This is a genomic window from Cupriavidus sp. SK-4, assembly GCF_000611125.1.
Classification (GTDB): Bacteria; Pseudomonadota; Gammaproteobacteria; order Burkholderiales; family Burkholderiaceae; genus Cupriavidus; species Cupriavidus necator.
This window is the reverse complement of sequence record NZ_JFJW01000147.1, coordinates 45,383-58,165: the sequence shown is the minus strand read 5'-3', so window position 1 is coordinate 58,165 and position 12,783 is coordinate 45,383. Positions and strand designations below refer to the sequence as shown.

Annotated in this window: 11 protein-coding genes; 8 read left to right on the top strand and 3 right to left on the bottom strand. The window is 63.2% G+C overall.

Annotation, left to right across the window (positions count from 1 at the left end; translation table 11 throughout):
- Nucleotides 1-291 precede the first annotated feature (291 nt).
- Together CF68_RS29515 and CF68_RS29510 are read left to right on the top strand one after the other, a co-directional pair.
- Entirely contained in the window at nucleotides 292-489 is a 198-nt protein-coding gene (locus CF68_RS29515; RefSeq protein ID WP_006159576.1) for a type II toxin-antitoxin system VapB family antitoxin, read from the top strand.
- Nucleotides 486-857 (top strand): type II toxin-antitoxin system VapC family toxin, encoded by a 372-nt coding sequence (locus tag CF68_RS29510; protein WP_013959269.1) that lies wholly within the window; start codon nucleotides 486-488, stop codon nucleotides 855-857. The genes CF68_RS29515 and CF68_RS29510 overlap by 4 nt, the downstream gene beginning before the upstream one ends.
- Before the next feature lie 157 nt (nucleotides 858-1,014).
- Here CF68_RS29510 and CF68_RS29505 read toward each other — a convergent pair whose 3' ends face one another.
- Together CF68_RS29505 and CF68_RS37565 are read right to left on the bottom strand one after the other, a co-directional pair.
- Nucleotides 1,015-1,383 carry a hypothetical protein gene (locus CF68_RS29505; RefSeq protein WP_035825974.1) on the bottom strand — a complete coding sequence of 123 codons (369 nt, stop codon included), beginning with the start codon at nucleotides 1,381-1,383 and terminating at the stop codon, nucleotides 1,015-1,017.
- Nucleotides 1,380-1,550: a hypothetical protein gene (locus CF68_RS37565; protein ID WP_161786882.1), complete on the bottom strand. Its 171-nt coding sequence runs from the start codon at nucleotides 1,548-1,550 to the stop codon at nucleotides 1,380-1,382. The genes CF68_RS29505 and CF68_RS37565 overlap by 4 nt, the downstream gene beginning before the upstream one ends.
- 532 nt (nucleotides 1,551-2,082) lie before the next feature.
- On the opposite strand from CF68_RS37565, the gene CF68_RS29500 reads away from it, so the two are divergent.
- Both CF68_RS29500 and CF68_RS29495 read left to right on the top strand, forming a co-directional pair.
- Nucleotides 2,083-4,746, top strand: a complete 2,664-nt coding sequence (locus CF68_RS29500) for a DEAD/DEAH box helicase (RefSeq protein ID WP_035825973.1) — start codon at nucleotides 2,083-2,085, stop codon at nucleotides 4,744-4,746.
- A gap of 17 nt (nucleotides 4,747-4,763) precedes the next feature.
- Complete coding sequence (locus CF68_RS29495; RefSeq protein ID WP_035825972.1) at nucleotides 4,764-5,783, top strand: hypothetical protein; 1,020 nt, start codon at nucleotides 4,764-4,766, stop codon at nucleotides 5,781-5,783.
- A 743-nt stretch (nucleotides 5,784-6,526) separates the two neighbouring features.
- Here CF68_RS29495 and CF68_RS29490 read toward each other — a convergent pair.
- Nucleotides 6,527-7,324, bottom strand: coding sequence for an IclR family transcriptional regulator (locus tag CF68_RS29490; RefSeq protein WP_035825971.1), 798 nt, complete (start codon nucleotides 7,322-7,324; stop codon nucleotides 6,527-6,529).
- A gap of 172 nt (nucleotides 7,325-7,496) precedes the next feature.
- On the opposite strand from CF68_RS29490, the gene CF68_RS29485 reads away from it, so the two are divergent.
- The 4 genes from CF68_RS29485 to CF68_RS29470 all read left to right on the top strand — a co-directional run bounded on the left by CF68_RS29485 (nucleotide 7,497) and on the right by CF68_RS29470 (nucleotide 12,674).
- On the top strand, nucleotides 7,497-9,254 hold the full coding sequence (locus CF68_RS29485) for an FAD-dependent oxidoreductase (protein WP_063832595.1): 1,758 nt from the start codon (nucleotides 7,497-7,499) through the stop codon (nucleotides 9,252-9,254).
- Between the two features lie 90 nt (nucleotides 9,255-9,344).
- Nucleotides 9,345-10,103: an SDR family NAD(P)-dependent oxidoreductase gene (locus CF68_RS29480; RefSeq protein WP_200872609.1), complete on the top strand. Its 759-nt coding sequence runs from the start codon at nucleotides 9,345-9,347 to the stop codon at nucleotides 10,101-10,103.
- A 58-nt stretch (nucleotides 10,104-10,161) separates the two neighbouring features.
- On the top strand, nucleotides 10,162-11,517 hold the full coding sequence (locus CF68_RS29475) for an MFS transporter (RefSeq protein WP_035825967.1): 1,356 nt from the start codon (nucleotides 10,162-10,164) through the stop codon (nucleotides 11,515-11,517).
- Nucleotides 11,514-12,674 carry an MFS transporter gene (locus CF68_RS29470; RefSeq protein WP_035825964.1) on the top strand — a complete coding sequence of 387 codons (1,161 nt, stop codon included), beginning with the start codon at nucleotides 11,514-11,516 and terminating at the stop codon, nucleotides 12,672-12,674. The genes CF68_RS29475 and CF68_RS29470 overlap by 4 nt, the downstream gene beginning before the upstream one ends.
- Nucleotides 12,675-12,783 lie beyond the last annotated feature (109 nt).

The following is a 12,783-nucleotide window of genomic DNA, read 5'->3' as shown; positions in this document are numbered from 1 at the left end:
AAGGGACGACCTTTCAAAACCGGCTGGACATGCCCTATAAATCACGTACGCGGATGGCGCGCTCTCTGTTCTCACGTTCATCCTCCGCAACGCGGAGTGGCGACGATAGCTCCCTGCGGATTTTTCCGAGGACGCGATTATCTGGTGTGTGTTCGCAGGCGGTTTTCTGCTGTTCTCGCGTGTAGCTGCATTGGAACGTCGCGGCAAAACGCGTTCATTACGAGACGTAAAACGCACTATTATAAGCATCAAAAGATGCTATAATTAGTGCCGATACTTACGGAGGTTCCGATGCGCACGACTATTGCGCTTGATGACGACTTGATCGCCAAGGCTCAAGCCTATACGGGCCTGGAGGAAAAAACGGCACTCGTGCGCGAAGCGCTAAAGGCCTTGATCCAGCGCGAAGCCGCGAAACGACTCGCGAATCTTGGCGGTAGCCAACCGGGCATCAAGGGGGCGCCGCGTCGCCGGCAGGACGTCGAATGATTCTTGTCGACACGTCGGTCTGGATTGACCACATCAACGCTTCTGATCCTGTGCTGATTAGCCTGCTTGCCGAGGAGCGTGTGCTGGCTCATCCATATGTGATAGGCGAGATTTCGCTCGGTAGTCTGCGTGACCGTGACGTCGTGCTTGGCGCGTTGCTCGATCTGCCGCGCGCGCCAGTTGTAACGCCGGAGGAGACGTTCTATCTGATCGAGCGCGAAGGTTTGTTCAATCGTGGAATCGGATATGTCGACACGTCACTGTTGGCGTCCGCGCGCCTACAACCAGGCATCACCATCTGGACGCGCGACAAGCGATTGAAGAAAGTTGCCGATGAACTCAATCTCGGCGCGGTGCTCGCGCACTAGATTACGAAAAAGCGATGCGTCCGAAAATATAAGAGAGATCCTGGCATAGACTGGCTGCCCGGACATGCGTGGGAGGCCGCCATGCGGATCAGTAATCGTAGTGGATACCGAGTGACACGCCGGCCACCGTGACCGAGATCGCGCAGTTCGAGCGAGACTATTGTTGAGCCCGCTGCAGCGCACGATGGTCGCGGCACAGGTTGCCGAGGCGGTTGCCGGAGATCAGCCCGAGGTTGGCCGGAACAGGCAGGCCGTCTTCGATACGCTCTGCGGCCTCCATGAGGTACTCGATCGCATGGATATTGCCCACCGCGCTCGTAGGAGGCGTGTTGATGTCCGAGCGAAGGTCCAGTGCCCCCACGCGATCGCTACCCGCGTGAAGCAGGTACTGCGACTCCGGCAGGCTGTTCGCGGGCACCTTGAGCTTGGCCTCAATCACTCGGCGCCCCCACGAATCCGGCGCTGCGTCGCGTATACCACCGAAGCCCGTCAGCGCGTTCACCGGCAGCAGCAGCCAGCCCTTCACCGGCTCTCCGTGGATGCGGAGGGCACGGGGTCAACTTCGATCGCATCCGGGCGATCCAGATATCGGAGGCCGTAGGCAAAGCTCGAGGCCAGCAGCGCCGAGCCCTCCTCCGTCATGGTGAGCTGGCCACACGGCAACCAGGCTTCGCCCAGGTAGGCGAAGGTCATTGATCGATTTTAGATACATATCTGCTTGGTCCACGCTAGACCCGCCGCTGAGGGCTACATACGGGGGGCCTCACGGGCTGGCCGAGAGCTTTCCTAGGCCGTGGGCACCGCAACTCCGGCAGCGCCGTCGTCGAGCACGGACACGCCTCCATTTAGTCGTATGCAAACCAGCGCGCAAGCTTAGCCAACTGATTTTCCCCGTGCAGTTCAATCTCGCATGATTGAGGTTTTGGTACCCTTTGATGGGCGGTAAAGCGCGAAGCGACTTTCCGTGAGTGAATACATAGCAATTAGTTCTCCTACAGCAGATGCAAAAACAGTGCGCAGAACATGTACAACGCGGTGGCCAGGCGTACCCCGGACGACTGGTCGATCCGATAATTCGGTCGGCCCCGACGCCAACGGAGATTCGCCCGGTCCGACCTAGGCTGGCGGGCCTGCTGCTTGATGCCGCAGCCACTCACCTTGACATGCGGCGTCAGCGCTTGCTGCAACCGTGCGATGGGGACGGGCGCCTTTGACTGCTGCCGACATGCTCGCACCACACCTGACGCCCGGCGGACACCTGCTCGCGGTGCCGGAGGACGCCGCGCAAATCTTGGCAGATGAAACGCGACTGCGGCTGGGAAATTCCTTTGCGCTTGGCGCGGGGCATGGCCTGCTGCATCTGGGCGCGGCGGAAATCGACCGCATTTTGCCCCCCGCATGGGCCTGGTGGCGTGATTTTGCCGCGCGCTATGTCACCGCCTTGTGCGCTACGCCCGAAGGCGGTGAGATCGAGGTCGCAACGCCTGCTGCCCAAGACCTTTATGCCCTGATCGACGATGCGCCGCCAATGATGGGCGGCGAGTATCTCACGCCCGATGTGCTGGCCACGCTGTGGGGCGAGATGGATACTGCCTTGCATCAGGAACTGGCGGCCGCCAATGTCTCGCTTCAGGATTTCCTCAAAATGCGCCACCCGGCGTGGAATCTTGTCGGCCGTGTGCATTTCAATCTCGCTGAGAACCGCAGGGATCCGGAGTCACCGTTCGCCTTCCTTGCGACGTACACCTCGCGCCTGTCGGCCCTTGGCAAAGCGCAACATCAGCCACTGTCGCAAGCCCTGGCGGAATTTTCAGGAGCCAGGAGCAAGGCGCAACTGCTGTCGTTACTGCTGCCGGTGCAGCGCGCCGCGGAACACTGCGATTGGCTTCGCGAGATGGTGGATACCGGCGAGATATACCATCCGCTGCGCTGGACGCCGCTCGATGCCTATCGCTTTCTCTCGGACCTGTCCCAACTCGAAGCCGCCGGGATTGTCGTACGCACCCCAGGCAGTTGGCAATCGGGCCGCCCTGCCCGTCCCGTTGTGAAAGCCAGCGTCGGCGCACAACCGCCTTCGCTCCTGGGCAAGGACGCGTTACTCGATTTCAACATGGAAGTCTCGCTCGACGGCGAGCGTCTCAGCGCCGCCGAGGTCAGGGATCTGCTCAAAGGCGCCGACGGCTTGCAACTCATCCGGGGCCGCTGGGTTGAGGTGGACAAGAACAAGCTCGGTCGCCTCCTGAAGCGATTCGAGGCCATGGAAAAGGCGGCACAAACCGGCCTACCCTTTAATGAGGCGCTTCGTCTTCTGGCGGGTGTTTCGCTCGACGATAGCGCCGATCCCGCTGACCGCGACTGGTCGCAGCTGGTGGCAGGGCCCTGGCTGGCCGACATCCTGCAGGAGTTGCGTCAGCCGGAGGGGTTGGCGCAGATCAGCCCGGGGCCGGAACTCAAGGCTAACCTGCGGCCCTACCAACAGGCCGGCGTGCGGTGGTTGTACCTGCTCACCCGGCTCGGACTGGGCGCATGCCTGGCCGATGATATGGGCCTAGGCAAGACCATGCAGGTACTCTCGCTGCTGCTCGTGCTGAAGCGCGAAAGCGCCGAGGTGCGGCCCAGCCTGCTGGTCGCCCCCGCATCGCTGCTGGCCAACTGGGCGGCAGAGGCCGAGCGCTTTGCCCCCAGCTTGCGCCTCCTGATCGCCCATCCGTCGGTCATGCCGGCGGCCGAATTGCGTGCGCTGGACCCCGCGCGGCTTGCGGACACCGATCTCGTCATCACCAGCTTTGGCTCGCTGCTGCGCCAGCCGGTATTGGGCACCATCCCATGGCGCGTTGCCATTGTCGACGAAGCCCAGGCGATCAAGAATCCGGGCGCCAAGCAAACGCGACAGGTCAAGCAACTCCAGGCACAATCGCGCATCGCGCTGACCGGAACCCCCGTAGAAAACCGTCTGTCCGACCTGTGGTCCATTTTCGATTTCACCCACCCCGGTTTGCTGGGCTCAGACAAAGTCTTTGCCAACTTTACCAGGCGGCTGGCGCAGGCCGAGCACTTCGGTCCGCTGCGAACGCTGGTACGGCCCTACATTCTGCGCCGCCTGAAGACCGACAAGCGGGTCATCGACGATCTTCCGGACAAGACCGAACTCAAGGCCTGGTGCCACCTGAGCCCGAGCCAGGCGGCACTTTATCAGCGTGCGGTGAAGGATCTGGCCACCGCGCTTGAAGACGCCGAAGGCATTGGTCGCAAGGGTGTAGTGCTGAGCTTCCTAATGCGCTTCAAACAGATCTGCAACCATCCGTCGCAGTGGTTGGGCGACGCGGCCTGGCACCCGGAAGACAGCGGCAAGTTCGCCCGCCTGCGCCAACTGGCCGAAGTCATTGCCGCCAAGCAGGAAAAGGTGCTGGTCTTCACCCAGTTCCGCGAGACCACTGAGCCACTGGCGGCATTTCTGGGGTCGATCTTTGGCCGCGAAGGTCTTGTGCTCCATGGCGGCACCCCGGTAGCCAAGCGCCGCGAACTGGTCAAGCGATTCCAGGAAGATGAGCTGATCCCCTTCTTCGTGCTCTCGCTCAAGGCCGGTGGGGCCGGTCTGAATCTCACCGCCGCTTCGCATGTGATCCACTACGACCGCTGGTGGAATCCGGCCGTGGAAAATCAGGCGACTGATCGAGCATTCCGTATCGGCCAGCAGAGGAACGTCCTGGTGCATAAATTTATCTGCCGTGGCACGATCGAGGACCGTATCGACCAGTTGATCGAAGCGAAGCAGCAATTGGTGAAGGATGTGCTGGAGGGCGGCGCAGAACTCCTGCTCACCGAGATGAGCGATCGCGAATTGCTCGATCTCGTGAAGCTCGACGTTCATGCCGCGCAGGAAAACTGATCGTCAGAGGAACCGCAATGGATTACGGTTACGGGGAATGGAAGCCCTATGTCTCGGCCGCCGAGCGCAGAAAAAAGGCGGAGGTGGCCGCCGCGAAGGCGAAGAAGGCTGGTGCGGTCCTGTCGCCCATTGCGTCGTATCGCGGTGCCATCGCCAAGACCTTCTGGGGCAAGGCCTGGTGCGACAACCTGGAAGGCTACAGCGACTATGCTAACCGCCTGCCGCGCGGCCGTACCTATGTGCGCAACGGTTCCGTGATCGACCTTCAGATTGCCGCCGGCGAAGTCCGCGCGCAGGTCATGGGTTCTAGCCTCTACACGGTTGCTGTGACCGTGACGGCGTGTCCTGCCAAGCAATGGCGAGCGATCGGAGCCGATTGTGCGGGGTCGATCGATTCGATCGTCGAACTCTTGCAGGGCAAGCTCTCGACAGCCGTGATGGAGCGCATCTGCCAACCTGGCACCGGTCTTTTCCCGGTACCGAAAGAAATCAGGTTCAGTTGCACTTGTCCGGACTGGGCGTCAATGTGCAAGCACGTTGCGGCCGTACTTTACGGCGTCGGCGCGCGGCTCGACCAACAGCCGGAATTGCTCTTCACCTTGCGTCGCGTCGAGGCCACTGATCTCGTCAGGCAGGCCGGCGCTGGCCTACCCAAATCCACCAGACCCACTTCCAGCAAGGTGCTCGACGACGCGCTGGTGGCCGATATGTTTGGCATCGAAATGGCCGACGCTTACCCACCGCCGAAGCCTGCTGCCGGGCGTAACAAGCCACCGGCAGGTAATGTGACAGCGAAGAAGGCGACCAGGTCGGCTGTCTCGAAAATCCGCAAGCCCCCTGCGAACGCGAAGACTGCGGAGGACAATAAATCGGTCACAAAGAAGTTACCGGTCAAGCGATCTGCTGGGCCACGCAAATCAACCTCTGGCAACGTTGTTGCCGGTAAAGCGAACGTGGCGAACTCGTCTGCAACCCCGAAAGAGACGGCAACAAGCAAGCGCGTCAGTACTCGACGGGTGAAAGGTAGCTCCCGTTAAACCCCGATTGGATCTCGCAGGGTTACTGTAGGAAACCGGAATTAGCTGGACTGCCGTGCAATTCCCCCCGAAGCTGAGCCAGGACCTGACGGTCGGCACACAGTTCAAACTCTGCTGACTAAAGCAGTGAGTGGGTCAAGATGTCGGCGAGGCGGCCGTCAATACGGGGCAACTCCATTTCCTGTCTGCGCCATGCGTAACTCCCGATCCGAAAACAGCACCAAGCTATCCTAGCCCCGGACCACGACGCTGGCGGCCGCGGGTGCAAGGAGGGTTTGACGTTGAAGGTCTCATTCGGGCATGCGTTCCGGATGCCGCCACTTGCGATCCAAGCGTTGTGGTCGACGCGATTCGGGAGTGATTCGATAGTTTCGATGACGGCATTCCGACATAGCGGCTGGCGTCGCGAGATCGATAAAAAGGCCCGCACCGGGGGCTACCACACTTGGCCCGCCGCCGCGACCGAGACAGCCTCACCGCCGCCAGCGTCGGCAACCGGCCATCTTCAGCCGTACGCCTTCGCGCTCGGACAGCCATTCAAGCGGCCGCTCCGCTCAAACAACGGACCTCCGTACTGGGGTCGTGTCGACGGGTCATCGGCCGTTTCTGCCGCTCGTCCAATCCCACGTGCAAGCGCCCGCATCGCACAAGCCTTAAGATAGATGGACCGTCGTCGGACAAGAAATGGCCGCTCATGGAAACGACCATTTCAGCCCGCTGAAGCTAGACGCCTGTAAGCACTTCTACGAGCCCCTGTAGCCGAGGCGCTTCGAAACCGCCTGCGCACAAGCATCCAATGCTTTGGCCACCGGCCCCTCCCAATCGGTATCAACAGTGCCGGTCGGTCCCATGATGGTGATCGTCAGCGCAATGTTTCCCGAATAATCGAACACCGGCGCAGAAAAGGCGACGATCCCTGGCGTGGGATGGTTGATGCTGCGAGACATGTGGCGCGCCCGCGCTTCCTTGATCATTTCCTCGACCACGGCGGCGTCCAGCGGATGCGCAATATCGGGGCCGAGCCGTATGCGATCGTCCAGCAACAGCCTTTCGGTGAACTGACGTGGGAGGAATGCCGAGAAAACCCTGCCGGTCGCCGTATTGGCGAGCGACATGACCGTGCCGGTGCGGATGTTCGTGTGGATGGGATAGGACGCATCGATCAGCCGCACGATGACCGGCCCAAGGTTTCCCCACACAGCGAGCGCGACCGCGTGCGACGTTTCTTCCGAAAGCGCTTCGGCGAACGGCGTGGCCTCGCGGATCGGATTCAGCGTCTGCAGGCTGGTCAGCCCGAGCTGGATGGCCATCGGGCCGAGCAGATAGTGACCCGTGACCGGGTCTTGGGCGACGAGCCCGATCTTGCCAAAGCTCACCAGATACGGATGGATCTTGCCGGACGGCATGTTCGCCGCCTTCACGAGATCGCGTAGCGCCATCGGCCTGGCCTCGGAGGCCAGTACCTTCAGGATTTCTCCTCCCACTTCAATCGACTGGATGCCGCGGCGCTCTCGCTCGGGTGCCTGGTCGGTCTGGTCCACGGTATGTCCCTGCTATGAGATGGATAGTGCGCGCAGTATAGCACTAGGCATTATCTAATAAACAAGTGTAGGGTTAACATGTAGATATTTTCAATCGCGCTAGTACTAATCTAGCAAACATGGTGGCACCGCTCTTGGCGTCCGTACCGCCCGCACTTGAATGGAGAAGTCGATGTCTACACTGCAACAGGAAAAATGTGATGTTCTGGTCATCGGATCAGGCGTCGCCGGCATGTCCGCGGCCATTACCGCCGCCAGCCGGGGGCTGAAGGTCATCGTGGCCGAGAAGGCAAACTATTACGGCGGCACGACGGCCCGCTCAGGCGGCTGGCTCTGGGTGCCGAACACCCATCTGGGCAAGGCATACGGCCATCACGAACTACCGGACCTGGCGCTGACCTATATCCGGAACCAGGCCGGCGCCGGGTTCGATGAGGCGCGTGTACGCGCCTTTCTGGCGAACGGCCCGAAAGCGATCGAGTTCTTCATGACAAAGACCGCCGTCCAGTTCGACATGCCGCTCACGTTCCCGGACTACCACGCCGAGGCGCCCGGCGCCGCACAGGGCGGCCGCTCGATGGTGACGCGTCCATACGACGCGCGCGAACTCGGCCCGTTGCTCAAATCCCTCGGCCCTGTGCTGCCGGAACTGACGGTCTTCGGCGTGACGATCGGCTCCGGCAAGGAGATCGTCCATTTCATGCGGGTGACGCGATCGCTGCAGTCCGCGTGGTATGTCACCAAACGCCTGACCAAACATTTCCTGGAGGTAATGAAGTACGGGCGGGGCATGACGCTGACTAACGGCAATGCGCTGGCCGCGCGGCTCGCGAAGTCGGCAGCCGACCTGTCGATCCCGGTATGGCTGTCGTCGCCTGCCGTGCAGTTGTTGCAGGAGGGGGGGCGCGTCACCGGCGCGGTGCTTGAGCGCGACGGCCAGCGGGTCAGCGTGAAGGCGCGTCACGGTGTGGTGCTGGCCAGCGGCGGATTCCCGCACAACCTCGAGCGGCGCAAGGAGACTTACCCGCACGTGAAGGCCGGGCACGGCCACTTCTCGCCAACGCCGCAGACCAATGTGGGCGACGGCATGCGAATGGCCGAAGAGGTGGGCGGTGTGTTCGACAAGACCCTGTCGAATGCCGCCGCGTGGACGCCCATGTCGCTCGTGCCGCGCAAGGACGGCACGACCGGCATCATGCCCCACTTCATCGACCGGGCGAAACCAGGCGTGATTGCCGTCAGCCTGGATGGCAAGCGATTCGCCAACGAGGCGAACTCGTACCACGATCTCGTGCAGGCAATGATCGCCGCCTCGAAGGGCAAGCCGGAGACGGCGTGCTGGCTGATCGCCGACCATGCGGCGATCCGGCACTACGGCCTCGGCTTCGTGAAGCCGTTCCCAATGCCGCTCGGGCCGCATCTGCGCAACGGCTACCTCAAGCGCGGCAAGACGATCGAGGACCTTGCGAAGCAGATCGGTGTCGATCCGGCGACACTCGCCGCCACCGTTCGCCGGTACAACGAAACAGCGCAGTACGGCCGCGATCCCGAGTTTGGGCGCGGCAGCAAAGCCTACAACCGCTATCAGGGCGACGCGCTGCACACGCCCAATCCCTGCGTCGCGCCGCTGGCCAACGGTCCGTTCTATGCGCTCAAGCTCGTACCGGGCGACCTTGGCTCATTCATGGGCATCCGTACGAACGAGCACGCCCAAGTCGTCTCCCGGGACGGCGATCCGATCCCCGGCCTCTACGCAGCGGGCAACGATGCGGCAAGCATCATGGGCGGCGAGTACAGCGGTGCGGGCATCACGCTCGGCCCGGGTCTGACCTTTGGCTATGTCGCGGGCAACCACATCGCCGATCACGTTCAGGCCACGCCCCCGAAAGCGAGCGCGGCCGCCCCGCGCGAGCCTCTGGCCATGCACTGAATTCCCTAATCGATTTTTGTCACCCACGCGGCCGCATTGCGGCGGCCGCGTGGCGGCGTTCACCCTGAATTTCCCTCGATTGCAATCATGATGATTCCTAAACTCCTGACCGGGAAGGTCGCTTTCATAACTGGCGCGGGCCAGGGCAACGGCCGGGCCATCGCCATCGGCCTCGCAGAAGCCGGCGCGACGGTCGTCGTGACCGACATGAACGAAGCCAATGCCGACGAGACGGCGGCGATGATCGATGCCCGTGGACATGCGGCACGCGCCTGCGCGCTGGACGTGACCGATGCCGCGCAATGCGGCGCCGTCGCCGAAGAGATCACCGCCTGCGTCGGCCCCGTCGACGTGCTGGTGAACAACGCCGGCATCCTCATTCGCGAGGGCATCGACAGCGAGAATGCGCTGGCCAACCTGCAGCGGGTGATGAAGGTCAACCACGAAGGGACTTTCAACGTCTGCCACGCGTGGTTGCCGGCCCTGCGGCAGACCCGTGGCGCCATTGTCAACGTTGCGTCCATCGCGTCGCTTTCGGGCCAGCCGAACACGCTCGGCTACTCGCCCTCGAAGGGCGCGGTGAAGATGCTGACCCAGTCGCTGGCAGCCGACCTCGCGCGCGACGGTGTGCGCGTCAATGCCATTGCACCGGGCGTCATCGAAACGCCCATGACCGTTTCCACGCGCACGGACCCGGCGAAGCTCGAACGCTTCATGTCCCGCATCCCGATGAACCGGGTTGGGCAACCCGAAGAGCTGGTGGGCGCGGTGCTGTTTCTCGCCTCGTCGATGTCCACCTATGTGACCGGCGTGACCCTGCCCGTGGACGGCGGGTACCTCGCCGCCTGACCCTCACAAACGAGGCAAGCGCGCACAGCGCGCTTGCCCCCCCATCCAGGAGACAACGATGAAACAGGCATCCCGCACGATCGACGTGCAGTCCTTCATCGACGCCGAACGCTTTTCCCCTTGCCAGTGGCTGGTCCTCGCCTTCTGCTTCCTCGTCGTGGCGGCCGACGGCTACGACACGGCGGCAATCGGTTTTATCGCACCGTCGCTGGCGCACGAGTGGGGCATCGGCCGCGGCGAACTCGGTGTCGTCATGAGCGCAGCACTGGCTGGCCTGAGCCTGGGCGCGATCTTCGCGGGACCCGCGGCGGATCGCATTGGCCGGAAGACGGTACTGGTGGCGGCTGTCACGTGCTTCGGAGGATGGACACTCGTTGCCGCCCATGCACAGACCGTCGGCACATTGACCGTCCTGCGCTTCCTGACCGGACTCGGGCTCGGTGCGGCCATGCCGACGACCATCACGATGATGTCGGAATACGCGCCGTCGCGTCTGCGCTCCCTTGCGGTGAATGCCATGTACTGCGGCTTCTCCGGTGGGCTGGTGGCGGGCGGCGCGGCATCGGCCTGGCTGATTCCTCATTTCGGCTGGCGAAGCGTGTTGACGGCTGGCGGCATCGCGCCGCTGATACTCGCCTTACTGCTCCTTGCGCTGCTTCCGGAGTCGGCCCAGTTCCTGGCGGTGCGCGCCGGGGCGCCCGAGCGGATCGCGCGCATCCTGAAGCGCATTGCACCTCGGCAATCGCTCGAACACTGCGTGTTCGTCGCGCCGATGGCTTCGGCAGGCAAGGCGGGAAAGGCTTCGGCTCTTGCACTCATCCTGTCGGCCGGATACCGGCGGCGCACGTTCCTGCTCTGGCTGTCGTGCTTCATGGGTCTGGTGATCTATTACCTGATGACGAACTGGATGCCGACGCTGTTCCGTGAAGCCGGATTCAGCGTGGAACGTGGCGCGTTGCTGGCCTCCCTCTTTCCCCTTGGCGGCTTGCTCGGCAATCTTGTTGCGGGCTGGCTCATGGACCGCTTCAATGCCAACCGTACCATCGTCGTAGCGTACCTGCTGGCCGCTGTGCTCGTCATCGTGGTGGGACGCGGTGTCGAACATCCGGAGTTCCTCGGCATCTCGCTTTTCCTTTGTGGCACCCTGGTCACGAGCGCGGCAACTTCGATGTCCACCTATGCCGCAGGCCTCTATCCGACCGAGGCGCGTACGACGGGCGTGGCGTGGATGCAGGGCATCGGGCGGATCGGTGGCATGGCCGGCGCCTTCATCGGCGCAGGCCTTCTCGGTCTTGGCTGGGGCTTCGGCGATGTATTCGGCCTGCTCGCCGTGCCGGCGCTGCTCGCGGCAGGGTCGGTCTTCATGATCGCGAAGCCCCGGCACGCCTATCCGATGGCAAGGGTGGCGGAGTGAGGCGGTTCGGCGCTCTCGCCATTGCGGCGGTCATGAGCATGGCGTCCATGCGCGCCTGTGACGCCTTGCTTCCGGCACTGTCGTCGGGCTTCGATGTACCCATTGGCATGGCGGCGTGGTCCATCTCCGCGTTCGCGCTGGCCTATGGCCTGATGCAGCTCGTATATGGACCGCTCGGCGACCGCTTCGGCAAACTCCGCGTCGTCACCCTTGCGCTGACAGGCTGTGCCGTTGCGAACGTCATGGCCGCCGTGGCCCCGACCATGCCCGCCCTCGCGCTGGCCCGGGGACTCTCGGGCGCAGCCGCGGCGGGTGTCATCCCCATGAGCATGGCGATGATCGGCGATACGGTTCCGGTCAGGGACCGGCAGCAGGTACTTGCCCGCTTCTTCCTCGCGACCATCGGCGGGATGATCGGTGGCCAGTGGATGTCCGGGCTGATCGCCGACTGGCTGCACTGGCGCATTGTCTTCTGGGTGCTAGCGGCGGGCTCCGGCGTCGCGGCGCTCGTCGTGCGGATGCAGGGATCGGGCATGGTCTCCGACCTGATTGCCAGGCGTTCATTCGGGGAGCAGTTCCGCAGCGTGCTGGGTCGGCCACGCGCCAGACTGGTGTTCGCAGTGACGGCGATCGAAGGCCTGTTCACCCTGACGGGATTTGCCTTTGTGCCGACCTATCTGCACGGCCGCTTCGGGCTCGGCCTGGGTACGGCCGGCGCGGTGATGGCGATGTATGGCGTCGGTGGCCTGGTATACGTGGCGCTGTCCGGCGTGCTGATTAGGCGTCTGGGCTCTGATGCGCTGGCCGCCCTCGGAGGCGCGCTCCTGGGTGCCGCCTTCGCCATCGTGGCGGTCGGACCACGGTGGGAATGGAGCGTGCCCGGATGTTTCCTCGGCGGACTCGGCTTCTACATGCTTCACAACACCTTGCAGACCCAGGCGACCGAGGTGTTCCCACCATCGCGCGGTACAGCGGTAGGGCTGTTTGCCGCGAGCCTGTTTCTTGGGCAGGCGCTCGGCATGAGCGGCGCTGCGGCCGTCGCCGGCACCCTCGGCGAGCGATGGCTGTTTGCCGCCGCCGCCGTGGCTCTTCCCCTTCTCGGCATGGCATTCGGAGGACGGCTCCGCACAGACGGTCCCCGTCACCGTCCCGGATAGCAGCCATAGATGCCTGCCACCTGCCAGCCACCGACCCAGTTTGCCCTGAAGCGATCACGACGCTGATCGCTTTTGGCCTCCACTTCCCGATTCACCTGACGACGGGCCG